Below are 23,813 nucleotides of genomic sequence, written 5' to 3'. Positions count from 1 at the left end.
AGACTGGATACAAGGACTTAGCATGCGCGCATTGGTTTTTCTGGGGTTACTGCTTTCACTGCCAACCGGTGCCGCCAATCTCTTGCTGATTGAGTCCTACCATGCTGAATATCCCTGGGATCAAAGTTATAAAGCCGGCATAAGAGCTATCCTCGGTGATAAGCACCAATTTCACACCTTCGCTCTCGATACCAAGCGACTACCCAAAGCGCAATTTAAAATCCAGGCCGATAGTGCTTGGCAAAGATACCTGGAACTTAAACCCGATTTGGTATTTCTCGCCGATGACAATGCCTTGATGCTGCTACATGAGCGCTTCAGCCAAACCCAGACTCCTGTGGTTTATCTAGGGATCAACGGCAATCCTCGTGACTACGGAATAAAGCATACAGGTAACATTACCGGTGTGCTGGAGCGCCCCCTGTTCAAACGTTCCCTCTTGATGGCACAGGCCATGCTGCCAACTCAACCACCACACAAGTTTTTGTTACTGTTTGACTCAGGCTATACCTCGGATACAGCGGTAGCCTCCATCAAAAAGCTCAACCAAAATTTGATGATAGGCAACAACCAAATCGATATAGAACAACATCAGAAGTTCAGCAGTTGGCAGTCGTCTGTTTCGAGTGCCAGAGAACGTGGCTATGACGCCGTGTTTGTGGCCCTGTATCAAACGCTGCAAGACGATAAGCAACAAACGGTAGATGAGCTGCAGGTAGCGCGTTGGACCCACGACAACGCCACTGTGCCTCATTTTGGTTTTTGGCATTTCAGTGTCGGCCCTGAGGGCAATATTGGGGGCTATATTCTGGATGGCAACAAACATGGACGCATAGCGGGTACCATAGCGAAACAGATCCTGGCGGGCAAAATGCCGGCAGAGATATTCCCCAAGATGGATACCAGTGGTGCTTATCTATTCAGTGAGAGTGGTTTAAAGCGATGGCAACTGAGTTTGCCGGAAAGGGTCAGGGAGCAGGCCGAACTCGTGGATTGACCTTCGGCGACGAACAAATAAAAAGCCCCGCGGTTAGCGGGGCTTTTTCAGAACTTACCTGAGATTACTCAGCAGCAGCTTCAACTTCTACAGCTTCAGCAGCTTCTGGGCGACCAACCAGCTCGATGTAAGCCATAGGGGCTTTATCACCGGCACGCAGACCGCACTTCAGGATACGGGTGTAACCACCAGGACGTTCCTGATAGCGTGGACCCAGTTCGTTAAACAGTTTACCTACGACTTCTTGGTCGCGAGTACGAGCAAACGCCAGACGACGGTTTGCTACGCTGTCACTTTTAGCAAGTGTTATCAGAGGCTCAACTACGCGACGCAGTTCTTTGGCCTTCACTACGGTTGTCTTGATGATTTCATGACGAACCAGTGAACTTGCCATGTTACGGAACATGGCTTGGCGGTGACTGCTGTTGCGGTTAAGTTGACGACCACTCTTACGATGGCGCATGACCTAATCCTTATAACCTAAATCTGTACAAAACCTGGGACTTACAGGTCGTCTGCCAAACTAGCCGGTGGCCAGTTTTCCAGACGCATACCTAGCGACAGTCCGCGAGATGCCAACACATCCTTGATCTCGGTAAGAGATTTCTTACCCAGGTTAGGTGTTTTGAGCAGCTCAACTTCAGTGCGTTGTACCAGATCTCCGATGTAATGAATCGCTTCGGCTTTCAAACAGTTAGCCGAACGTACAGTTAGCTCTAAATCGTCGACAGGACGCAACAGAATCGGATCGAACTCCGGTTTCTCTTCCTTCTGCTCTGGCTCGGTCACATCACGCAATTCAACGAAGGCATCCAGCTGTTCAGCCAGGATAGTCGCAGAACGACGGATAGCTTCTTCAGGATCGATAGTACCGTTAGTGGTCATATCGATGATCAGCTTGTCCAAGTCAGTACGCTGTTCCACACGAGCTGCTTCTACATTGTAGGCAATGCGAGCAACAGGTGAGAATGAAGCATCAACCAGCAAACGACCGATTGGGCGATCATCGTCTTCGGTTTGTGCACGGGCAGAAGCCGGTACATAACCACGACCACGCTCAACACGGATACGCATGCTGATGTCATTGTTACCAGTCAGATGACAGATAACATGATCCGGGTTCACGATTGTGACATCGCCGTCGTGGGTGATGTCGGCTGCGGTAACAGGGCCTGCGCCGGACTTGCTCAGAGTGAGCATAGCCTCGTCTTTACCCTCGATAATGACTGCCAGCCCTTTCAGGTTCAGCAATATTTCAAGGATATCTTCTTGTACGCCTTCCTTACTGCTGTATTCATGCAGTACGCCGTCGATCTCGACTTCGGTAACCGCGCAGCCGGGCATAGACGACAATAGGATGCGACGCAACGCGTTACCCAAAGTATGACCGAAACCACGCTCGAGTGGCTCCAGAGTCACCTTGGCACGAGTTGGGTTAACCTGCTCGATATCAACGAGACGCGGTTTAAGAAATTCTGTAACAGAACCCTGCATTGTGTCCTCTCTTGTTTGTTAGCCTTACTTAGAGTAAAGCTCGACGATCAGCTGTTCGTTAATTTCCGCAGACAAATCGCTACGTTCTGGCAGACGCTTGAAAGCACCTTCCATTTTTGCGCTGTCGACTTCAACCCATGTAGGCTTCTCGCGTTGAGCAGCCACTTCCAGAGCAGCCTTGATACGGGCTTGCTTCTGTGACTTCTCGCGAATGCTTACAACATCATTCGCAGACACTTTGAATGACGGAATGTTAACAACACGACCGTTGACCATAATTGACTTATGGCTAACCAGCTGACGTGCTTCTGCACGAGTCGCACCAAAGCCCATACGATAAACTACGTTATCCAGACGGGTTTCCAAAAGTTGCAGCAGGTTTTCACCTGTGTTGCCTTTCAGACGTGCAGCCTCTTTGTAGTAGTTACGGAATTGCTTTTCCAGCACACCGTAAATACGACGAACTTTTTGTTTCTCGCGTAACTGCAAGCCATAATCAGACAGACGTGGCTTACGAGCGCCATGCTGTCCAGGTGCTGCTTCCAGCTTACACTTCGAATCGATTGCTCTCACACCGCTTTTCAGGAAAAGGTCAGTACCTTCCCGGCGGCTGAGCTTGAGCTTGGGACCCAAGTATCTTGCCATGATCTTTCTCCAACTATCCTAACGAAACTGCCAATTACACGCGGCGTTTTTTAGGAGGACGACAACCGTTATGAGGGATCGGCGTCACATCAGTGATGTTGGTAATTTTGTAACCAACAGCGTTCAGCGCACGAATGGCTGACTCACGACCTGGACCTGGACCCTTCACGAAAACTTCAAGGTTTTTAACACCATAATCCTGAGCGGCAGTGCCTGCGCGCTCAGCTGCCACCTGCGCAGCAAATGGAGTAGATTTACGTGAACCACGGAAACCTGAACCACCTGCAGTCGCCCATGACAGAGCGTTACCTTGACGATCTGTGATAGTAACAATTGTATTGTTGAAAGACGCATGGATATGAGCCATGCCATCAGCAACCTGTTTACGTACGCGCTTACGCGGAGAACGTGACGGAACTTTAGCCATTGTCTACCTTCCCGTTACTTCTTGATTGGTTTACGTGGACCTTTGCGAGTACGCGCATTGGTCTTAGTACGTTGCCCACGGAGAGGCAGGCTACGGCGATGGCGGAGGCCACGATAACAACCAAGGTCCATAAGACGCTTGATGTTCATTGAAACCTCACGGCGTAAGTCACCTTCTACTGAGTATTTGGCAACTTCTTCGCGTAGAGTATCGATTTGAGCTTCGCTCAATTCCTTGATCTTAGCGTCTTCGGCAATGGCTGTAGCCGCGCAGATAGCTTTAGCGCGAGTACGACCGATACCGTAGATAGCAGTCAGTGCAATGACTGTGTGCTTTTGATCAGGAATGTTAATGCCAGCGATACGGGCCACTATGCACTCCTTAAGTTAAAGGCCATCTGTGAAAAGCCCGAAAGGATACTCGACAGATGACTAGTTTGCAAACAATATTTTTGGCCAGCCCAGTTAAGAGCTGGCCAAGATTTTTCAGCCTTGACGCTGTTTGTGTTTTGGTTCAACACAGATAACGCGTACAACGCCACTACGCTTGACGATCTTGCAGTTACGGCAGATCTTCTTCACGGAAGCTCGAACTTTCATTTCATCACTCCGTAAAGCTATCTTATCGACCAAAGCGATCGAGATTCGCTTTGTTCACCAGATTAGCTTTCTTCATCACAGACTCATATTGATGAGACATCATATGGGTCTGAACCTGAGCCATGAAGTCCATGATCACAACTACCATAATCAGTAGTGAAGTACCGCCAAAATAGAACTGTACTTTCCATGCGATTAACATGAACTCCGGAATTAAACAGATAAAGGTAATATACAACGCGCCTGCCAGAGTCAAACGGGTCATCACTTTATCAATGTAACGCGAAGTCTGTTCGCCGGGACGGATCCCGGGAATAAACGCACCACTCTTCTTCAGGTTATCTGCTGTCTCGCGTGGATTAAATACCAACGCGGTATAGAAGAAACAGAAGAAAATAATTGCTGCTGCATACAACAGAGAGTACAGCGGCTGTCCAGGAGAAACTGCGAGAGAAACCTCAGACAGCCATTCCATAGACGGATTCTTACCAAACCACTGAGCCAGTGTGCCTGGGAACAGAATAATGCTGGACGCAAAAATTGGCGGGATTACGCCGGCCATATTAACCTTCAGCGGCAGGTGGGTTGACTGCGCGGCAAACACCTTACGGCCTTGCTGACGCTTGGCATAGTTAACGACGATACGACGCTGACCACGCTCCACAAATACCACGAAATAGGTTACGGCAAACACAATCACCGCAATCAACAACAATACCAGTACGTTCAAGTCGCCTTGACGCGCTTGCTCGGCCGTTTGACCGATAGCAGAAGGCAGACCGGCTACGATACCTGCGAAAATCAGGATCGAAATACCGTTACCTATACCACGCTCGGTAATTTGCTCGCCAAGCCACATCAGGAACATGGTTCCGGTGACTAAACTGACGACTGCAACAAAATAGAACTCAAAACCAGGATCGACCACCAGGCCGTTCACCAGATTTGGCAATCCTGTTGCAATACCGATCGACTGGAATGTACCCAACACCAGCGTACCCCATCTTGTATACTGGCTGATTTTCTTGCGTCCTGACTCACCTTCCTTCTTCAGTTCAGCGAGTGCGGGATGCACAACAGTCAGCAACTGCATGATGATCGAGGCCGAAATATACGGCATGATCCCCAATGCAAAAATAGAGGCGCGCTCAAGGGCACCACCCGAGAACATATTGAACATGCCCAGGATGGTGCTCTTTTGCTGAGCAAAGAGCTCTGCCAATACAGCAGCGTCAATACCAGGAATTGGCACAAATGAACCGGCACGAAACACGATAATTGCGCCAATCACGAACAGGAGGCGAGCTTTCAACTCAGAAAGTCCACCTTTCGCGCTTTTTAAATCAAGTCCTGGTTTTGCCATCGACCTATTATTCCTCGATATTCTCGATCTTACCGCCGGCAGCTTCGATAACTGCGCGTGCACCTTTGGTTACCTTCAGACCTTTTACGGTCACTGGGCGCTCAATGGTACCTGAAAGAACGATTTTCGCAAACTGGATGTTGCGAGTTATTACGTTCGCATCTTTCAGTGCGTTCAGGTCGATAACGTCACCAGTAACTTTTGCCAGTTCGCTCAAGCGAACTTCAGCAGTTACCATAGCGATACGCGAGGTAAAGCCGAACTTAGGCAGACGGATCTTAAGTGGCATTTGACCACCCTCGAAGCCAGGGCGTACACCGCCACCGCTACGAGATTTTTGACCCTTGTGACCGCGACCAGCGGTCTTACCCAAGCCAGAACCAATACCACGGCCTACACGCTTAGGTGCAGACTTAGCGCCTGCTGCTGGAGATAAAGTATTCAGACGCATTGATTAGTCCTCCACCTTTACCATGTAGTAGACCTTATTGATCATACCGCGAACAGCAGGAGTATCTTCCAGCTCAACGGTGTGACCAATACGACGCAGACCAAGACCAGTCAGAGTGGCCTTGTGCTTAGGCAGACGGCCGATAGCACTTTTGGTCTGGGTTACTTTGATAGTTTTAGTAGCCATGGTGCATTACCCCCGAATTTCATCAACATTCAGGCCACGCTTGGCTGCAATCTGCGCTGGTGACTTCATGTGTACCAGAGCGTCAACAGTTGCACGAACGATGTTGATCGGGTTAGTAGAACCGTATGCTTTCGACAGAACGTTGTGAACGCCTGCTACTTCCAATACGGCACGCATTGCGCCACCGGCGATAATACCGGTACCCTCTGAAGCAGGTTGCATGTAAACGCGTGAACCAGAGTGGCGACCCTTCACTGGATGGTGCAGAGTGCCTTCGTTCAGGTTTACAGTAACCATGTTGCGACGGGCTTTTTCCATTGCTTTTTGAATAGCAGCTGGAACTTCACGCGCTTTACCATAGCCGTAGCCGATCTTACCGTTACCATCACCCACTACAGTCAGAGCGGTGAAGCTAAAGATACGACCACCTTTAACTACTTTAGAAACACGATTAACTGCAATCAGCTTTTCTTGCAGATCGTCTTTTTGCTGAGCTTCTAATTTAGCCATTGTTTTACCCCTTAGAACTGGAGGCCAGCTTCACGAGCGGCTTCTGCAAGAGCAGCAACACGACCGTGATACTTGAACCCAGAACGATCGAAAGCAACAACAGTTACGCCTTTTTCGATCGCGCGCTCAGCAATAGCTTTACCTACTGCTTTGGCCGCATCTACGTTACCGGTGTACTTCAGTTGTTCCTTTACTGCTTTCTCGGCAGTAGAGGCAACAGCCAACACCTGAGCTTCAGGGTTGATTACCTGAGCGTAAATGTGACGCGGTGTACGATGTACAACCAGACGGTTGACGCCCAGCTCTTGGATCTTCTTGCGAGCGCGAGTCGCGCGGCGCAAGCGAGATGTTTTCTTATCCATATCGCGTTACCTACTTCTTCTTAGCCTCTTTACGGCGTACTTGTTCGTCATCATAGCGAACACCCTTGCCCTTATAAGGCTCTGGTGGACGATAGCCACGAATTTCAGCCGCAACCTGACCAACCAGCTCTTTATCGATACTTTTCAGTACGATGTCTGTTTGGCTTGGGCATTCAGCTGTAACGCCTGCTGGCAATTGATGAACCAGAGGGTGAGAGAAACCTAAGGTCAGGTCAAGAGCGCTGCCGCTAACTTTGGCACGGTAACCCACACCAACCAGCTTCAGCTTCTTTTCGAAACCCTGAGAAACACCAACAACCATGTTGTTGATCAGTGCACGAGCAGTACCAGCCTGTGCCCAAGCGTTAGCAACGCCTTCGACAGGAGAGAACTTGATTTCTGCACCTTCAACAACAACGTTAACTGCGCTGTTGATTACTCGAGTCAGACTACCTTTACCGCCTTTAACGGTAATAGTTTGGTCGTTTAAAGTCACCTCTACGCCGGCTGGAATAGATACTGGTGCTTTTGCTACACGAGACATTCCTAGCTCCTTACGCTACGTAGCAGATAACCTCACCACCCATGCCTGCAAGGCGGGCGGCACGATCAGTCATCAGGCCTTTAGAAGTGGACACAATTGCGACACCCAGTCCGCCCATAACCTTTGGCAGCTCGTCTTTACCTTTGTAAATACGAAGACCAGGACGGCTTACGCGCTGGATAGTCTCAACAACAGGTTGGCCCTGGAAATACTTCAGAGTGATTTCCAGTTCAGGCTTAGCGCCTTCTTCTGCTACGGCGTAGTCAGTGATGTAACCTTCATCTTTCAGCAGCTTTGCGATAGCAACTTTCAGTTTGGCAGAAGGCATCTTCACAGATACTTTGTTAGCAGCTTGGCCGTTACGAATACGGGTCAACATATCCGCAATAGGATCTTGCATGCTCATATTAGCTTACTCCGTGACAAGTGCTTACCAGCTGGCCTTACGCAGACCAGGAACTTCACCACGCATGGTTGCTTCACGCAGCTTGATACGGCTCAGGCCGAATTTGCGCAGGAAACCATGAGGGCGGCCAGTTTGATTACAGCGATTGCGTTGACGCGATGCGCTTGAATCACGTGGTAGAGCTTGCAGCTTAAGAACCGCATCCCAACGAGCTTCGTCAGAAGACTCAGGGCTGCTGATGATAGCCTTAAGAGCTGCACGCTTTTCAGCATACTTGGCCACGAGCTTTGCACGTTTTGCTTCACGTGCCTTCATTGACAGTTTTGCCATTTCGCTACCCCTTATTTCTTGAATGGGAAGTTGAAAGCATCAAGCAAAGCGCGACCTTCTTCGTCAGTATTCGCAGAGGTAGTGATAACAATATCCATACCACGAATCTTATCGACTTTATCGTAGTCGATTTCTGGGAAGATGATCTGCTCGCGCACGCCCATCGCGTAGTTACCACGGCCGTCGAACGACTTAGCGCTCAGACCACGGAAGTCACGGATACGAGGGATTGCGATGTCAACTAAACGCTCAAAGAATTCCCACATACGCTCACCGCGCAGGGTCACTTTACAGCCAATAGGGTAGCCTTCACGGATTTTAAAACCAGCAACTGACTTACGAGCTACAGTCACAACTGGTTTTTGGCCGGCAATAGCAGTCATATCACGGACAGCATTTTCCATGATTTTCTTGTCAGCTACGGCTTCGCCAACACCCATGTTCAGGGTGATTTTCTCAATCCGAGGGACTTGCATGACACTGGTATAACCGAACTTTTTAGTCAGTTCAGCAACAACAGTCTCTTTGTATCTATCATGCAGTTTCGCCATCGTTTACTCCAGTTACTTAACGAGTTCACTGTTCGATTTGAAGAAACGGACTTTCTTACCGTCTTCGAATCGGAAACCAACACGATCCGCCTTGCCAGTGACAGGGTTAAAGATCGCAACATTAGATGCTTGAATCGGTGCTTCTTTCTCAACGATACCACCAGTCACACCCAGTTGTGGGTTAGGCTTCTGGTGCTTCTTAACGAGATTGATGCCTTCAACAATTAACTTACCGGTAGTAAGTACACGAGTAACCTTACCGCGCTTACCCTTATCCTTACCGGCCAGTACAATTACTTCGTCTTCACGACGGATTTTTGCTGCCATTTTGAAGCTCCTTACAGTACTTCTGGTGCCAGCGACACAATTTTCATGAATTGCTCAGTACGCAGTTCACGTGTCACAGGTCCAAAGATACGAGTACCAATCGGGGCAAGGTTTGCGTTAAGCAATACCGCTGCATTCCGATCGAAGCGAATGACAGAACCGTCTGGACGACGTACGCCTTTCTTAGTACGGACTACCACCGCGTTATACACATCACCTTTCTTCGCTTTAGCGCGAGGAATGGCTTCTTTAACAGAAACCTTGATGATGTCGCCGATACCGGCATAACGACGATGAGAGCCACCCAAGACCTTAATACACTGAACTCTGCGCGCGCCGCTGTTACATGCGACATCGAGAGTCGATTGCATTTGGATCATTTTAAGTGCTCCGCTATCGTTACTACACAATCCCCACCATGGGGCTAAATAAACACCACTTTTGCCGTTCAAATCGGTCAAAAATGGCGCGCAAGTATAACACCATAAATAGAGGATGGATAGTATTAAAAAACAAACGGCCCCGAAAAGGAGCCGTTTACCAGTTAACCTAATTAAAAATTAGGCCTTGCTTACTACTTCAACCAGGGTCCATGACTTGGTCTTGGACAGAGGGCGACATTCGCGAATAGACACGAAATCACCTTCTTTACACTGGTTTTGTTCGTCATGTGCATGGATCTTAGTAGTACGTTTGATGTACTTACCGTAGATTGGGTGCTTAACTTGACGCTCAACAGCTACAGTGATGGACTTGTCCATCTTGTCGCTGATGACTTTACCCTGCAAAGTACGGATTTTCTCAGACATTATGCACCTGCCTTAGAAGTAATAATGGTCTTAACGCGCGCAATGTTACGGCGCACTTGTTTCAGCTGGTGAGTTTGTGCCAGCTGACCAGTGGCGTGTTGCATACGCAGGTTAAACTGCTCACGCAGCAGACCAAGCAGTTCAGCGTTCAATTCCTCAACGCTCTTTTCTCTCAGTTCGCTCGCTTTCATTACATCACCGTCTTAGTTACGAAGGTAGTCTTGATAGGCAGTTTAGCAGCGGCCAGTGCGAAAGCTTCGCGGGCCAGCTCTTCTGAAACGCCATTCATTTCATAGAGTACCTTACCTGGTTGAATCTGACATACCCAGTATTCAACGTTACCTTTACCTTTACCCATACGCACTTCAAGAGGCTTAGAGGTAATTGGCTTGTCAGGGAAAACCCGGATCCAGATTTTTCCTTGACGCTTAACGTGACGTGTCATTGCACGACGGGCAGATTCGATCTGACGTGCAGTCAAACGGCCGCGGCCAACTGCTTTCAGACCAAATGTACCGAAGCTAACTTCAGTACCGTTCGCCAGACCGCGGTTGCGGCCTTTGAACATTTTGCGAAACTTCATACGTTTAGGTTGCAGCATTGCCGGCTCTCCTATTTACCACGAGGCTTGCGCTTAGGTTGCTGCTTCGGCTCTTCGATCTGAGGCATGATACCGTCCAGAACTTCACCTTTGAAGACCCAAACTTTAATGCCGATCACACCGTATTGAGTGTGACTTTCAGAGGTTGAATAGTCGATGTCAGCACGCAGTGTATGCAGAGGCACACGGCCTTCGCGATACCACTCGGTGCGCGCAATCTCAGCGCCGCCTAAACGGCCACTAACTTCAACTTTGATACCTTTAGCGCCCAGACGCATAGCGTTCTGTACCGCACGCTTCATAGCGCGACGGAACATAACACGACGTTCCAGCTGTTGAGCGATTGAATCGGCAACCAGTTTGGCGTCCAACTCAGGCTTGCGGATCTCAGCGATGTTAATTTGCGCAGGAGTGCCAGTAATTTTGGCAACTTCAGCACGCAGAACCTCAACGTCTTCACCTTTCTTACCGATCACAACACCTGGACGGGCAGTGTGAATGGTAACGCGGATGCTTTTCGCTGGGCGTTCGATAACGATCTTAGATACTGATGCGGCTTTCAGCTTCTCTTCGAGAAACTTACGCACTTCCCAGTCGCCGTGCAGATTAGCAGCGTAGTCTGCTTTATCAGCGTACCAGGTAGAGATCCAAGGCTTAGTGATACCCAGACGGATACCATTAGGATGTACTTTCTGTCCCATTGCTCTCTCCTAGCGATCTGATACAACCACAGTAATGTGGCTGGTACGCTTCATGATACGGTCGGCGCGGCCTTTAGCACGTGGCATGATGCGCTTCATGGTTGGGCCTTCATCAACGAAGACTTTTCCAACTTTCAGTTCATCAATGTCGGCACCTTGATTGTGCTCAGCATTGGCAATGGCTGAATCCAGTACTTTTTTGACCAGTACGGCGGCTTTCTTGGGGCTGAAGGTCAGGATCTCGAGGGCCTTAGAAACAGGCAGACCGCGGATCTGATCAGCTACCAAACGAGCCTTTTGAGGCGACGTACGGGCAAAACGATGTTTAGCTAAAACTTCCATCTTACTCCTCCCGTATTAGCGCTTCTTCGCTTTCTTATCAGCAGCATGGCCGCGATAAGTGCGAGTTGGTGAGAATTCACCAAGTTTGTGGCCGATCATTTCGTCAGTTACGAACACAGGAACGTGCTGACGACCATTATGGACAGCGATGGTCAAACCAATCATGTTTGGAATGATCATAGAGCGACGTGACCAAGTCTTAATAGGCTTCTTGTCACCTGCTTCCACCGCTTTCTCTACCTTCTTCAGCAAGTGCAGGTCAATGAATGGACCTTTCTTGAGAGAACGTGGCATGGCGAATCCTCTTACTATTTATTACGACGACGTACGATGTACTTGTCAGTGCGCTTGTTACTACGGGTCTTGTAACCCTTAGTTGGCACACCCCATGGAGTCACTGGGTGACGACCACCAGAAGTACGGCCTTCACCACCACCATGTGGGTGGTCTACTGGGTTCATTGCAACACCACGAACTGTTGGGCGTACGCCTCTCCAGCGCTTGGCACCAGCTTTACCCAGCTGACGCAGCATGTGCTCGGCGTTACCAACTTCACCCAGAGTCGCGCGGCAATCAACTGGCACTTTGCGCATTTCGCCAGAGCGAAGACGCAGAGTGGCATAAGCGCCATCACGAGCTACAACTTGTACATAAGCACCGGCAGAACGTGCAATTTGAGCACCTTTGCCAGGTTTCATTTCAACAGCGTGAACTACGCTACCAACTGGGATGTTACGCAGTGGCAGGGCGTTACCTGTCTTGATTTCAGCTTCTACGCCAGAAACGATTTTGTCACCAGCCTGCATGCCTTTGGCTGCCAGGATATAGCGACGCTCACCGTCTGCGTACAGTACCAGCGCGATGTGCGCAGTACGGTTTGGATCGTATTCCAGACGCTCAATCTTCGCTGGGATACCATCTTTATCACGTTTGAAGTCAATAAGACGGTAGTGTTGCTTATGACCACCACCAACGTGACGAACAGTGATACGACCAGTGTTGTTACGGCCGCCACTCTTAGATTTTTTCGCCAACAGGCCAGCAAAAGGTTTACCCTTGTGCAGGTCAGTGTTCACCACTTTAACGACGTGGCGACGACCTGGAGAGGTTGGCTTACACTTAATAACTGCCATGAGTAATCTCCTTACGCTTCAGCGCCGACGAAATCGATGTCAGCACCCTCAGCCAGAGTAACATAGGCTTTTTTCCAATCGCTGCGACGACCAGCACGGGCACCGTGACGCTTGGTTTTGCCTTTGTTCACCAGAGTGCGAACTGAATCAACTTCAACTTCAAACAGTTTTTCAACTGCAGCTTTGATCTCTGCTTTAGTGGCGTCGATAGCTACACGGAAAACTACAGTGTTGTTCTTCTCAGCAACCACAGTGCTCTTTTCAGAGATGTGAGGCGCCAGAATAACTTTCAGTAAACGTTCTTCGCGGATCATGCCAGCATCTCCTCGATTTGCTTAACAGCATCAGCAGTTACCAGCACTTTGTCGAACGCGATCAGGCTTACTGGGTCGATACCAGCAACATCACGAACATCAACCTTGTACAGGTTGCGAGCTGCCAAGAACAGGTTCTCGTCAACTTCGGAAGTCACAATCAATACGTCTTCCAGACCCATGTCTTTCAGCTTGGCCTTCAGCTCTTTAGTTTTAGGAGCTTCAACAGCAAACTTTTCAACAACGATCAGACGTTCTTGACGTACCAGCTCGGACAGAATGCTCTTCAGAGCGCCGCGGTACATTTTCTTGTTGACTTTCTGGCTGTGATCCTGGGTTTTAGCAGCGAAAGTTACGCCACCGCCACGCCAGATTGGGCCCTTGACACCACCCGCACGAGCGCGGCCAGTACCTTTTTGGCGCCATGGCTTTTTGCCAGAGCCAGTCACTTCAGCGCGAGTTTTCTGAGCACGAGTGCCCTGACGCGCGTTTGCAGCGTAAGCTACAACTACCTGATGAACCAGTGCTTCATTAAAGTCACGGCCGAAGGTAGTTTCGGAAACTTCAAGAGCGCTTTGCGCGTCTTTCAATACCAATTCCATTACTATCTCCTCAGACCTTAGGCTTTAACGGCAGGCTTGATGATCAGGTCGCCATTGGTAGCGCCTGGAACAGCACCTTTAACCAGCAGCAGGTTACGCTCAGCATCTACACGTACTACGTCCAGATTTTGAGTGGTAACACGCTCAGCACCCATGTGGCCTGACATTTTTTTGCCTTTGAATACGCGACCTGGCGTCTGGTTCTGACCGATAGAACCGTTAGCACGGTGCGCCAATGAGTTACCGTGAGTCATATCCTGGGTACGGAAGTTCCAGCGCTTAACGCCACCTTGGAAACCTTTACCTTTTGATTGACCGGTAACATCTACTTTCGCTACGTCAGCGAAGATATCTACGTTCAGCTCAGCACCAACTTCAATGCCTTCGCCTTCACCGTCTGCCAGACGCATTTCCCACAAACCACGGCCGGCGTCAACGCCCGCTTTGGCAAAGTGACCTGCTTCTGGTTTAGTGATGCGGTTGGCTTTTTTGGCACCAGTAGTAACTTGAAGTGCACGGTAGCCGTCGTTTTCCAGAGTTTTCACCTGAGTAACGCGGTTTGCATTTACTTCAATTACAGTAACAGGGATAGACACGCCATCTTCGGTGAAGATGCGGGTCATACCCACTTTACGACCAATAAGACCGATAGCCATCTCTCAAACCTCTTCTAAGGATCTCAATTAACCCAAGCTAATCTGTACGTCGACACCAGCCGCAAGATCCAGACGCATCAGCGCGTCGACTGTCTTCTCAGTTGGCTCTACGATGTCAACCAAACGCTTGTGAGTACGGATTTCGTATTGGTCACGAGCATCTTTATTAACGTGCGGAGAGATCAAAACGGTATAACGCTCTTTGCGCGTAGGCAGTGGGATAGGACCACGTACCTGGGCGCCAGTACGCTTAGCAGTTTCAACGATTTCCGCAGTAGACTGATCAATCAAACGATGATCAAATCCTTTCAAGCGGATACGGATTCTTTGGTTCTGCATTGACCAGAGCTCCTAAAATGGACACATAAAAAATCACCCTCTAGCCATTTCCTTTCTTGGAAAGACAGAGCGAGATGATTTAACCGTTCGACTCCCAATCGGAGTCGCTGTATTTGTGTTTAGCCCCTAGGGCTAAATCAACTTTGTCGCTTACTCAAGTTAAGCGAGGAGGCTATTATACTCATCCAGTTACGGATTACAAGCCTACTGTCGGAATTATCAACAGCATTAACGCTGTCAAAAAGTGGCGCAGATTATACTGACTTTAGCACTCATTGCCAACCGTTTTTGAACGACTGACAAACGGCCAATAAAAAGGCGACCCTGGGGTCGCCTTTTTACGATAGCTTAGATCAGCAATTAAGCGATGATCTTGGCTACAACACCAGCACCAACTGTACGGCCACCTTCACGGATGGCGAAGCGCAGACCTTCATCCATCGCGATTGGGCAGATCAGAGTTACTGTCATCTTGATGTTGTCACCTGGCATTACCATCTCTACGCCTTCTGGCAGTTCGATAGTACCGGTCACGTCAGTTGTACGGAAGTAGAACTGTGGACGGTAGCCTTTGAAGAATGGAGTGTGACGACCACCTTCTTCTTTAGACAGCACGTACACTTCTGATTCGAACTTGGTGTGTGGAGTGATTGAACCAGGCTTAGCCAGTACTTGACCACGCTCTACTTCATCACGCTTGGTACCACGCAGCAGGATACCGCAGTTCTCACCGGCACGACCTTCGTCCAGCAGCTTACGGAACATTTCTACACCAGTACAGGTAGTCTTGGTAGTGTCGTGGATACCCACGATTTCTACTTCGTCACCAACTTTGATGATACCGCGCTCTACACGACCTGTTACTACAGTACCGCGACCAGAGATTGAGAATACGTCTTCGATAGGCAGCAGGAATGGCTTATCGATATCACGCTCTGGCTCAGGGATGTAGGTATCCAGTGCTTCGGCCAGTTCGATGATCTTGGCTTCCCACTGAGCGTCGCCTTCCAGAGCTTTCAGAGCTGAACCCTGAATTACTGGCAGGTCATCACCTGGGAAATCGTACTCAGACAGCAGTTCACGAACTTCCATCTCTACCAGTTCCAACAGCTCTTCATCGTCTACCATGTCACACTTGTTCATGAATACGATGATGAAAGGTACACCTACCTGACGAGACAGCAGGATGTGCTCACGAGTCTGTGGCATTGGGCCGTCAGTAGAAGCTACTACCAGGATTGCGCCGTCCATCTGGGCAGCACCGGTGATCATGTTTTTAACATAGTCAGCGTGACCTGGGCAGTCTACGTGGGCGTAGTGACGAGTTGGAGTGTCATACTCGATGTGAGAGGTATTGATGGTAATACCGCGCTCACGCTCTTCTGGAGCGTTATCGATCGCTGCGAAGTCACGCGCCTCACCACCGTAAGTCTTAGACAGTACAGTTGAGATAGCAGCAGTCAGAGTGGTTTTACCATGGTCAACGTGACCAATGGTGCCCACGTTAACGTGGGGCTTGGAACGTTCAAATTTAGCTTTAGACACGATATATTCCTTTCTTTTCAGAAGAGTCCGGCGCTGCCGGACACCATCAATCAAAATAACAGTTAATGCCGTTACCTAAATCAGGTACGAGCTTCGATAACTGCTTTAGCAACGTTTTGCGGCGCTTCAGAGTACTTCAAAAACTCCATGGAGTATGAAGCCCGACCCTGAGTCGCTGAACGCAAATCTGTTGCATAACCAAACATTTCAGCCAAAGGTACCACAGCTCGAATGATCTTGATACCGGCGACGCCGTCATCCATACCTTCGATTAGACCACGACGACGGTTCAGATCACCTACTACGTCACCCATGTAGTCTTCTGGGGTTGTCACTTCAACCTTCATGCAAGGCTCGAGCAACACAGGGTTAGCTTGCAGCGCCCCCTTCTTGAAGCCCATAGAACCTGCAACTTTGAACGCCATTTCGTTCGAGTCCACATCATGATATGAACCGTCGAACAGAGTGACCTTCACGTCCAATACAGGGAAGCCGGCGAGAACACCGTTCTTCATCTGTTCTTGGATCCCTTTGTCAACCGCAGGGATGTATTCCCTAGGAACTACACCACCAACGATTTCGTTGACAAACTCATAACCGGCACCCTCTTCACGAGGCTCCAGTTTCAGCCAGACATGACCGAATTGACCACGACCACCAGACTGACGCACGAACTTACCTTCCACTTCCACGGCACTGCGGATAGTTTCACGATAAGCCACCTGAGGTTTACCAACGTTACATTCAACGCTGAACTCACGGCGCATACGGTCGATGATAATGTCCAAGTGTAGCTCACCCATACCTGAAATCAGAGTCTGACCCGACTCCTCATCAGTCTCAACCCGGAAAGAAGGATCTTCCATTGCCAGCTTCTGCAGCGCAATGCCCATCTTTTCCTGGTCGGCTTTGGAACGAGGTTCCACAGCAATGGTAATTACCGGCTCGGGGAATTCCATCCGCTCCAGAATTACTTTATGGTCTGGGTCACACAGGGTGTCACCGGTTGTCACATCTTTCAGGCCGATAGCAGCAGCTATATCACCTGCGCGCACTTCTTTCAGTTCTTTACGGTCGTTGGCGTGCATCTGCACGATACGGCCGATACGCTCACGCTTCTCTTTTACAGAGTTGTAAACGGCTGAACCCGACTCCAGGACACCTGAGTAAACCCGGATAAAGGTCAAAGTACCCACAAATGGGTCTGTTGCGATTTTGAATGCCAACGCAGAGAAAGGTGCATTGTCATCAGAAACACGCTCAACTTCCTGTTCTCTGTCATCGATGCCCTTAATCGCAGGAACATCAACAGGAGCAGGAAGGTATTCAACAACGGCATCGAGAACTGCCTGTACGCCTTTATTTTTAAAGGCACTACCACAGGTAGCCAGCACAATTTCGTTGTTGATAGTACGTTGACGAAGCGCTTTTTTGATCTCTTCTTCTGTGAGCTCACCTTCTTCAAGGTATTTGTCCATCAGCTCATCAGAAGCCTCTGCGGCACTCTCTACCAGGTATTCGCGCATTTCGGTTGCCTTGGCAAGCAAATGCTCTGGGATCTCTTCGTGAGTGAAAGTCAGGCCCTGGTCTTCTTCATTCCAGTTGATGGCTTTCATCTTGATGAGATCGATAACCCCGCTAAAGTTTTCTTCTGTACCAATATTCAATTGAATAGGCACACAAGTTGCACCGAGACGGTTACGGATCTGTCCTACTACGCGATCAAAGTCGGCACCGGCACGGTCCATCTTATTGACGAACACCAGACGGGGGACATGATACTTGTCGGCTTGACGCCATACGGTCTCAGATTGAGGTTCCACACCAGAAGAACCACAAAAGACCACTACGGCACCGTCAAGTACGCGCAGAGAACGCTCTACCTCAATAGTAAAATCGACGTGACCTGGGGTATCGATGATATTGATACGATGCTCAGTAAACTGGGCATCCATACCGCGCCAGAACGTGGTAACAGCCGCAGAGGTAATAGTAATACCCCGCTCCTGCTCCTGAACCATCCAGTCAGTGGTAGACGCACCGTCATGGGTTTCACCCATCTTGTGGTTTACCCCTGTATAGAACAGGACTCGCTCTGTGGTAGTGGTTTTACCTGCGTCAACGTGAGCACAAATACCTATGTTGCGATAACGCTCAATTGGAGTTGTACGAGCCACGATTATACCCTCTTGACTAAGATAAAAATCTTAGCAATGTCAGAGAAAGCGCGGGCAAGCCCGCGCCCGATATTACCAACGGTAATGAGCAAACGCTTTGTTGGCTTCTGCCATACGATGCACGTCTTCGCGCTTCTTAACGGCAGTACCTTTGTTTTCGGAAGCGTCCAGCAGTTCACCTGCCAGGCGCAGAGCCATAGATTTTTCACCACGCTTACGAGCAGCTTCAACCAACCAGCGCATCGCCAGTGCGTTACGACGAACTGGGCGAACTTCACATGGAACCTGGTAAGTAGAACCACCAACACGGCGAGACTTAACCTCTACCGCTGGGCGAACGTTTTCCAGGGCTGCTTCAAGGATAACCAGATGCTCTTCGCCTTTCTTATCGGCGACAACATCCAGTGCTTTGTAGATAATTTTTTCAGCAGTCGACTTTTTGCCGTCCTGCATAATGACGTTGATGAACTTAGCCAGCAACTCACTTTGAAACTTTGGATCAGGTAGGATCTTACGTTGTCCTACTACGCGACGTCTTGGCATAACTATTCTCCGTATGCTTCAGGTATTTCCAAAACTGGAATTTATATTTAGCTTGGCCTTACTTAACGGAAAACCATTAAGACTTAGGACGCTTAGCACCGTACTTAGAACGAGCTTGGCGACGTGAAGTCACACCAGCACAGTCCAGGGCGCCACGAACAGTGTGATAACGCACACCAGGTAAGTCTTTAACACGACCACCACGGATCAGGATTACACTGTGTTCCTGCAGGTTGTGGCCTTCACCGCCGATGTACGAAGTTACTTCGAAACCGTTGGTCAGACGCACACGAGCTACTTTACGTAGTGCAGAGTTAGGTTTTTTTGGAGTAGTGGTGTACACACGAGTACAAACACCACGCTTTTGTGGGCACGCGTTCAACGCAGGCACGTTAGTCTTTTCGACTTTAGGTGCGCGAGGCTTACGTACCAACTGGTTTACAGTTGCCATGTATAGCTCCGAATCAGTTGATTTCAACTCAACAATAAGGTGTGAAAAATCTAATCCCACAATAGTGGGACGCGGAATTTTAGAAAGGTAAGGCTTGGCTGTCAAGAAATAGCCAACTTTTGCAGCGTATTCCAATGAAAAAGGCGCCTTTCGGCGCCTTTTATAACATCTATGCTACTTATTCCTGACTACCTGCCAGGTTCAACAGATCGGCCAGGTTCTGTTCGGCTTCGCTGGCGCTGATGCTAGGTGCTTCAGTCGCTACTTCACCACGAGCCTGGTTACGGTTGTTGTGGTAAGCATAACCGGTACCGGCCGGGATCAGACGACCTACGATCACGTTCTCTTTCAGACCGCGCAGGTTATCACTCTTACCGCCTACTGCCGCTTCGGTCAGTACGCGAGTGGTTTCCTGGAACGAGGCCGCAGAGATGAAGGACTCAGTCGCCAGAGAGGCTTTGGTGATACCCAGCAGTTCGCGTTCGAACTTGGCCGGAATCTTGCCCTGCTCTTCCAGTTCGCGGTTAGCGATCTTGACGCGGGACACTTCAACCTGCTCCCCTTCGAGGAACTCAGAATCACCGGCTTCAGTGATCAGACACTTACGCAGCATCTGGCGAATGATCACCTCAATGTGCTTGTCGTTAATCTTCACACCCTGCAGACGATATACGTCCTGTACTTCATTCACAATGTAGTTGGCTACGTTGTGGATACCGCGCAGACGCAGAATATCGTGAGCAGACTCTGGACCATCAGCGATCACTTCACCGCGTTCGACTTTTTCACCTTCGAACACGTTCAGGTTACGCCATTTAGGGATCATCTCTTCGTATGGGTTACCGCCTTCAGCAGGGGTAATAACCAGACGACGCTTACCTTTGGTCTCTTTACCGAAGGAGATGGTACCGCTGATCTCAGCCAGAATCGCAGGCTCTTTTGGCTTACGGGCTTCGAACAGGTCAGCAACCCTTGGCAGACCACCGGTAATATCGCGAGTCTTGGACGATTCCTGAGGAATACGAGCCAGTGCATCACCGACGCTGATCTGAGCATTATCTTCCAGGTTTACGATCGCATTGCTGGGCAGGAAGTACTGCGCAGGTACGTCGGTACCAGGAATGGTCAGGTCATTACCGTTTTCGTCAACCAAACGGATCATTGGACGCATTTCTTTGCCGGCGCTTGGGCGCTGGGCCACATCCAATACCACGATAGAAGACAGACCGGTCAGCTCGTCGGTTTGACGCGAGATGGTGACACCGTCAATCATCTGCTCAAACTTCACATAACCCGCCACCTCAGTGATGATGGGGTGAGTATGTGGATCCCAGTTAGCGATAGTCTGGCCAGCTGTAACTTCGGCGCCTTCCAGCGTTTCCAGCACAGTACCGTAAGGCACTTTGTAGCGCTCTTTCTCACGGCCCAGTTCATCGATAATCGCCAGCTCGGACGAGCGCGATACGATAACCAGCTTGCCATCGCTGTTCTTAACGAACTTGGCGTTATGCAGCTTCAGGTTACCGGCGTTCTTCACCTGAACGTTGTTTTCTGCAGAAGCCCTGGATGCCGCACCACCGATGTGGAAGGTACGCATCGTCAGCTGTGTACCAGGCTCACCGATTGACTGAGCAGCGACAACCCCGATTGCTTCACCTTGGTTAATCAGGTGGCCTCGGGCCAGGTCACGACCGTAACACTTGGCACACACACCGAAGTCGGTATCACAGGAGATCACAGAGCGAACTTTAACTTCGTCAACACTGTACTCTTCCAGCTTGTCACACCATGCTTCATCCAGCAGAGTGTTACGTGGCGCCAGGACTTCGTCTGAACCAGGATAGTAAACATCCTCGGCAACAACACGACCCAGTACCCGCTCACGCAGCGGCTCAACCACGTCACCACCCTCAATCAGCGGCTTCATGATCAGACCTTCGTGAGTACCACAGTCATCTTCGATAACGACCAGATCCTGGGCAACATCCACAAGACGACGAGTCAGGTAACCTGAGTTAGCTGTCTTAAGTGCGGTATCCGCCAGACCCTTACGAGCACCGTGAGTAGAAATAAAGTACTGCAGTACGTTCAGACCTTCACGGAAGTTCGCCACGATGGGCGTTTCGATGATAGAGCCGTCTGGCTTGGCCATCAGGCCACGCATACCCGCCAACTGACGGATCTGAGCGGCACTACCACGAGCGCCTGAGTCGGCCATCATGTAGATGCTGTTGAAGGAAGCCTGTTTCTCTTCTTCACCGTCGCGGTTGATAACCACTTCGGAAGACAGGTTTTCCATCATCGCCTTGGAGACTTTCTCGTTGGCGCTGGCCCAGATATCGATAACCTTGTTGTAACGCTCACCGGCAGTAACCAGACCAGACTGGAACTGCTCCTGGATTTCCAGAACTTCGGCTTCTGCGTCGGCAACCAGCTTGTACTTGGCTTCCGGGATTTCCATATCGTTGATACCGACAGAGGCACCAGAGATAGTGGCGTATTGGAAACCTGTGTACATCAGTTGGTCAGCAAAGATAACAGTATCTTTCAGACCCAGCTGACGGTAGCAGGTGTTCAGCAAACGGGAGATCTGCTTCTTGCCCATGTTCTGGTTAACCAGATCAAAAGACATACCGGCTGGCAGGATCAGTGACAACAGAGCACGACCTACTGTGGTGTCGACAATGCGGCGCTGCTGGGTGCGCTCACCGTTCTCATCGATATGAGTTTCGGTGATACGAACTTTAACCCGGGCGTGCAGCTCGGCGGCACCAGTGCGATAGGCTTTCTCGGCTTCGGCAACAGACTCAAAGGCCATACCTTCACCGCGGCCATTTACGCGTTCACGGCTCATGTAGTACAGACCCAGTACCACGTCCTGAGAAGGAGTGATAACCGGCTCACCGTTGGCAGGCGACAGAATGTTGTTGGTTGACATCATCAACGCACGGGCTTCCAGCTGGGCTTCCAGCGTCAGAGGCACGTGTACCGCCATTTGGTCACCGTCGAAGTCGGCGTTATAGGCCGCACACACCAGTGGGTGCAGTTGAATCGCTTTACCTTCGATCAGTACAGGTTCGAACGCCTGGATACCCAAACGGTGCAGTGTTGGTGCACGGTTCAGCATCACAGGGTGTTCGCGGATCACTTCATCCAGTACGTCCCAAACCTCGGCAACTTCACGCTCAACCATCTTCTTGGCGGCTTTGATGGTAGTGGCCAGGCCACGACCTTCCAGCTTGCCGTAGATGAATGGTTTGAACAGTTCCAGCGCCATTTTCTTCGGCAGACCACACTGGTGCAGACGCAGAGTTGGGCCCACGGTAATTACCGAACGGCCTGAGTAGTCTACACGCTTACCCAGCAGGTTTTGACGGAAACGACCTTGCTTACCCTTGATCATGTCGGCCAAGGACTTCAGAGGACGCTTGTTGGAACCGGTAATGGCACGACCGCGACGACCGTTATCCAGCAGGGCATCAACAGATTCCTGCAGCATACGCTTTTCGTTGCGAACGATGATATCCGGAGCAGCCAGATCCAGCAGACGCTTCAAACGGTTGTTACGGTTGATCACGCGGCGATACAGATCGTTCAGATCTGAAGTCGCAAAACGGCCGCCGTCCAGTGGAACCAGAGGACGCAGATCAGGTGGCAGAACCGGCAGCACCTTGAGGATCATCCACTCTGGCTTGTTGCCTGAATGGTAGAAGGCCTCAACCAGCTTCAAACGCTTGGTGACTTTCTTGCGACGGGTCTCAGAGTTGATAGATGGCAGCTCTTCACGCATCTGCTCAACTTCTTTCTCCAGATCGATAGCGCGCAGCAGTTCCAGAACCGCTTCGGCACCCATCTTGGCTTCAAACTCGTCACCATACTCTTCCAGCGCATCCAGGTAGGTTTCTTCGGTCAGCATTTGACCGCGCTCCAGGCTGGTCATGCCTGGCTCGATAACCACATAAGATTCGAAGTAGAGTACCCGCTCAATATCACGCAGAGTCATGTCCAGCATCAGACCGATACGGGATGGCAGTGACTTGAGGAACCAGATGTGGGCAACTGGGCTGGCCAGTTCGATGTGGCCCATACGCTCACGACGTACTTTGGTCTGGGTCACTTCAACGCCACACTTCTCACAGATCACACCGCGGTGCTTGAGACGCTTGTACTTACCGCACAGACACTCGTAATCTTTGACCGGGCCAAAGATACGGGCACAGAACAGGCCTTCACGCTCAGGCTTGAATGTACGGTAGTTGATGGTTTCAGGCTTCTTAACTTCACCAAATGACCAAGAACGGATCAGATCAGGCGACGCCAGGCCGATCTTGATGCCTTCAAATTCTTCAGTCTTGCTTTGCTGTTTCAGAAACTTTAATAAGTCTTTCACGTTTCTCTCCTGAAGGAG

Annotated in this window: 34 protein-coding genes; 1 reads left to right on the top strand and 33 read right to left on the bottom strand. The window is 50.0% G+C overall.

The genetic code is table 11. The annotated features are described in order from the left end of the window. Window positions 1–22 precede the first annotated feature (22 nt). The gene (locus ACF8D4_RS05075; protein ID WP_045284096.1) at window positions 23–997 is read left to right on the top strand and encodes an ABC transporter substrate-binding protein; all 975 of its coding nucleotides are present in this window, start codon (window positions 23–25) and stop codon (window positions 995–997) included. Window positions 998–1,061: 64 nt separating this feature from the next. Here the strand turns inward: ACF8D4_RS05075 and rplQ are convergent, their stop codons facing one another. From rplQ to rpoC, 33 genes are all read right to left on the bottom strand, one after another. Next, window positions 1,062–1,460, bottom strand: coding sequence for a 50S ribosomal protein L17 (gene rplQ, locus ACF8D4_RS05070; protein ID WP_028781249.1), 399 nt, complete (start codon window positions 1,458–1,460; stop codon window positions 1,062–1,064). 41 nt (window positions 1,461–1,501) lie between these two features. Further along, a complete protein-coding gene (locus ACF8D4_RS05065) occupies window positions 1,502–2,491 on the bottom strand; it encodes a DNA-directed RNA polymerase subunit alpha (protein WP_025011980.1) in 990 nt (329 codons plus the stop codon). Window positions 2,492–2,515: 24 nt separating this feature from the next. Further along, on the bottom strand, window positions 2,516–3,136 hold the full coding sequence (gene rpsD / locus ACF8D4_RS05060) for a 30S ribosomal protein S4 (protein WP_025011979.1): 621 nt from the start codon (window positions 3,134–3,136) through the stop codon (window positions 2,516–2,518). 34 nt (window positions 3,137–3,170) lie between these two features. Beyond that, window positions 3,171–3,563 carry a 30S ribosomal protein S11 gene (gene rpsK / locus ACF8D4_RS05055; protein WP_025011978.1) on the bottom strand — a complete coding sequence of 131 codons (393 nt, stop codon included), beginning with the start codon at window positions 3,561–3,563 and terminating at the stop codon, window positions 3,171–3,173. A 14-nt stretch (window positions 3,564–3,577) separates the two neighbouring features. Next, window positions 3,578–3,934, bottom strand: a complete 357-nt coding sequence (gene rpsM, locus ACF8D4_RS05050; protein ID WP_025011977.1) for a 30S ribosomal protein S13 — start codon at window positions 3,932–3,934, stop codon at window positions 3,578–3,580. 114 nt (window positions 3,935–4,048) lie between these two features. Continuing rightward, window positions 4,049–4,162 (bottom strand): 50S ribosomal protein L36, encoded by a 114-nt coding sequence (gene rpmJ / locus ACF8D4_RS05045; protein WP_006083579.1) that lies wholly within the window; start codon window positions 4,160–4,162, stop codon window positions 4,049–4,051. A gap of 22 nt (window positions 4,163–4,184) precedes the next feature. Then, window positions 4,185–5,525, bottom strand: a complete 1,341-nt coding sequence (secY, locus tag ACF8D4_RS05040) for a preprotein translocase subunit SecY (RefSeq protein WP_025011976.1) — start codon at window positions 5,523–5,525, stop codon at window positions 4,185–4,187. A 7-nt stretch (window positions 5,526–5,532) separates the two neighbouring features. After that, complete coding sequence (gene rplO / locus ACF8D4_RS05035; RefSeq protein ID WP_025011975.1) at window positions 5,533–5,976, bottom strand: 50S ribosomal protein L15; 444 nt, start codon at window positions 5,974–5,976, stop codon at window positions 5,533–5,535. 3 nt (window positions 5,977–5,979) lie between these two features. Further along, window positions 5,980–6,162: a 50S ribosomal protein L30 gene (rpmD, locus tag ACF8D4_RS05030; protein ID WP_025011974.1), complete on the bottom strand. Its 183-nt coding sequence runs from the start codon at window positions 6,160–6,162 to the stop codon at window positions 5,980–5,982. Window positions 6,163–6,168: 6 nt separating this feature from the next. Continuing rightward, on the bottom strand, window positions 6,169–6,672 hold the full coding sequence (gene rpsE / locus ACF8D4_RS05025) for a 30S ribosomal protein S5 (protein WP_025011973.1): 504 nt from the start codon (window positions 6,670–6,672) through the stop codon (window positions 6,169–6,171). Between the two features lie 11 nt (window positions 6,673–6,683). Beyond that, on the bottom strand, window positions 6,684–7,034 hold the full coding sequence (gene rplR, locus ACF8D4_RS05020; RefSeq protein ID WP_025889969.1) for a 50S ribosomal protein L18: 351 nt from the start codon (window positions 7,032–7,034) through the stop codon (window positions 6,684–6,686). A gap of 10 nt (window positions 7,035–7,044) precedes the next feature. Then, on the bottom strand, window positions 7,045–7,578 hold the full coding sequence (rplF, locus tag ACF8D4_RS05015) for a 50S ribosomal protein L6 (RefSeq protein ID WP_025011971.1): 534 nt from the start codon (window positions 7,576–7,578) through the stop codon (window positions 7,045–7,047). A 10-nt stretch (window positions 7,579–7,588) separates the two neighbouring features. Then, entirely contained in the window at window positions 7,589–7,984 is a 396-nt protein-coding gene (rpsH, locus tag ACF8D4_RS05010; protein WP_025011970.1) for a 30S ribosomal protein S8, read from the bottom strand. A gap of 24 nt (window positions 7,985–8,008) precedes the next feature. Then, complete coding sequence (gene rpsN, locus ACF8D4_RS05005) at window positions 8,009–8,314, bottom strand: 30S ribosomal protein S14 (protein WP_025011969.1); 306 nt, start codon at window positions 8,312–8,314, stop codon at window positions 8,009–8,011. Between the two features lie 11 nt (window positions 8,315–8,325). Further along, a complete protein-coding gene (gene rplE / locus ACF8D4_RS05000) occupies window positions 8,326–8,865 on the bottom strand; it encodes a 50S ribosomal protein L5 (protein ID WP_025011968.1) in 540 nt (179 codons plus the stop codon). A 12-nt stretch (window positions 8,866–8,877) separates the two neighbouring features. After that, window positions 8,878–9,192 (bottom strand): 50S ribosomal protein L24, encoded by a 315-nt coding sequence (gene rplX / locus ACF8D4_RS04995; protein WP_025011967.1) that lies wholly within the window; start codon window positions 9,190–9,192, stop codon window positions 8,878–8,880. Between the two features lie 11 nt (window positions 9,193–9,203). Then, on the bottom strand, window positions 9,204–9,572 hold the full coding sequence (gene rplN / locus ACF8D4_RS04990) for a 50S ribosomal protein L14 (RefSeq protein WP_011494644.1): 369 nt from the start codon (window positions 9,570–9,572) through the stop codon (window positions 9,204–9,206). A 180-nt stretch (window positions 9,573–9,752) separates the two neighbouring features. Beyond that, window positions 9,753–10,001, bottom strand: coding sequence for a 30S ribosomal protein S17 (gene rpsQ / locus ACF8D4_RS04985; RefSeq protein ID WP_025011966.1), 249 nt, complete (start codon window positions 9,999–10,001; stop codon window positions 9,753–9,755). After that, window positions 10,001–10,192 (bottom strand): 50S ribosomal protein L29, encoded by a 192-nt coding sequence (gene rpmC / locus ACF8D4_RS04980; protein ID WP_011758342.1) that lies wholly within the window; start codon window positions 10,190–10,192, stop codon window positions 10,001–10,003. Before rpmC ends, rpsQ begins: the two co-directional genes overlap by 1 nt. Beyond that, window positions 10,192–10,602, bottom strand: a complete 411-nt coding sequence (gene rplP, locus ACF8D4_RS04975) for a 50S ribosomal protein L16 (protein WP_025011965.1) — start codon at window positions 10,600–10,602, stop codon at window positions 10,192–10,194. The genes rpmC and rplP overlap by 1 nt, the downstream gene beginning before the upstream one ends. A gap of 11 nt (window positions 10,603–10,613) precedes the next feature. Next, entirely contained in the window at window positions 10,614–11,303 is a 690-nt protein-coding gene (rpsC, locus tag ACF8D4_RS04970; protein ID WP_025011964.1) for a 30S ribosomal protein S3, read from the bottom strand. 9 nt (window positions 11,304–11,312) lie between these two features. After that, the gene (rplV, locus tag ACF8D4_RS04965) at window positions 11,313–11,645 is read right to left on the bottom strand and encodes a 50S ribosomal protein L22 (protein WP_025011963.1); all 333 of its coding nucleotides are present in this window, start codon (window positions 11,643–11,645) and stop codon (window positions 11,313–11,315) included. A gap of 15 nt (window positions 11,646–11,660) precedes the next feature. Further along, window positions 11,661–11,939: a 30S ribosomal protein S19 gene (rpsS, locus tag ACF8D4_RS04960; protein ID WP_025011962.1), complete on the bottom strand. Its 279-nt coding sequence runs from the start codon at window positions 11,937–11,939 to the stop codon at window positions 11,661–11,663. Between the two features lie 14 nt (window positions 11,940–11,953). After that, window positions 11,954–12,778: a 50S ribosomal protein L2 gene (gene rplB / locus ACF8D4_RS04955; RefSeq protein ID WP_025011961.1), complete on the bottom strand. Its 825-nt coding sequence runs from the start codon at window positions 12,776–12,778 to the stop codon at window positions 11,954–11,956. An 11-nt stretch (window positions 12,779–12,789) separates the two neighbouring features. Beyond that, window positions 12,790–13,092 carry a 50S ribosomal protein L23 gene (rplW, locus tag ACF8D4_RS04950; RefSeq protein ID WP_025011960.1) on the bottom strand — a complete coding sequence of 101 codons (303 nt, stop codon included), beginning with the start codon at window positions 13,090–13,092 and terminating at the stop codon, window positions 12,790–12,792. Next, complete coding sequence (gene rplD / locus ACF8D4_RS04945; RefSeq protein ID WP_025011959.1) at window positions 13,089–13,694, bottom strand: 50S ribosomal protein L4; 606 nt, start codon at window positions 13,692–13,694, stop codon at window positions 13,089–13,091. The genes rplW and rplD overlap by 4 nt, the downstream gene beginning before the upstream one ends. A gap of 17 nt (window positions 13,695–13,711) precedes the next feature. Next, window positions 13,712–14,350 carry a 50S ribosomal protein L3 gene (gene rplC, locus ACF8D4_RS04940; RefSeq protein WP_025889970.1) on the bottom strand — a complete coding sequence of 213 codons (639 nt, stop codon included), beginning with the start codon at window positions 14,348–14,350 and terminating at the stop codon, window positions 13,712–13,714. A 27-nt stretch (window positions 14,351–14,377) separates the two neighbouring features. Further along, entirely contained in the window at window positions 14,378–14,689 is a 312-nt protein-coding gene (gene rpsJ, locus ACF8D4_RS04935; protein WP_011635639.1) for a 30S ribosomal protein S10, read from the bottom strand. 360 nt (window positions 14,690–15,049) lie between these two features. After that, window positions 15,050–16,234, bottom strand: a complete 1,185-nt coding sequence (gene tuf / locus ACF8D4_RS04930; RefSeq protein WP_071239068.1) for an elongation factor Tu — start codon at window positions 16,232–16,234, stop codon at window positions 15,050–15,052. An 80-nt stretch (window positions 16,235–16,314) separates the two neighbouring features. After that, window positions 16,315–18,411, bottom strand: coding sequence for an elongation factor G (fusA, locus tag ACF8D4_RS04925; RefSeq protein WP_025890055.1), 2,097 nt, complete (start codon window positions 18,409–18,411; stop codon window positions 16,315–16,317). A 72-nt stretch (window positions 18,412–18,483) separates the two neighbouring features. Continuing rightward, window positions 18,484–18,954, bottom strand: coding sequence for a 30S ribosomal protein S7 (gene rpsG, locus ACF8D4_RS04920; protein ID WP_025012041.1), 471 nt, complete (start codon window positions 18,952–18,954; stop codon window positions 18,484–18,486). 76 nt (window positions 18,955–19,030) lie between these two features. Continuing rightward, window positions 19,031–19,405, bottom strand: coding sequence for a 30S ribosomal protein S12 (rpsL, locus tag ACF8D4_RS04915; protein WP_025012042.1), 375 nt, complete (start codon window positions 19,403–19,405; stop codon window positions 19,031–19,033). A 178-nt stretch (window positions 19,406–19,583) separates the two neighbouring features. Further along, window positions 19,584–23,795, bottom strand: a complete 4,212-nt coding sequence (rpoC, locus tag ACF8D4_RS04910; protein WP_044733357.1) for a DNA-directed RNA polymerase subunit beta' — start codon at window positions 23,793–23,795, stop codon at window positions 19,584–19,586. Between the last annotated feature and the right edge of the window lie 18 nt (window positions 23,796–23,813).

This window comes from Shewanella sp. YQ_9, from assembly GCF_043103185.1.
Taxonomy (GTDB): Bacteria; Pseudomonadota; Gammaproteobacteria; order Enterobacterales; family Shewanellaceae; genus Shewanella; species Shewanella algae.
The sequence above is the reverse complement of the archived record's forward strand: the minus strand, read 5'-3'. Positions and strand labels throughout refer to the sequence as shown.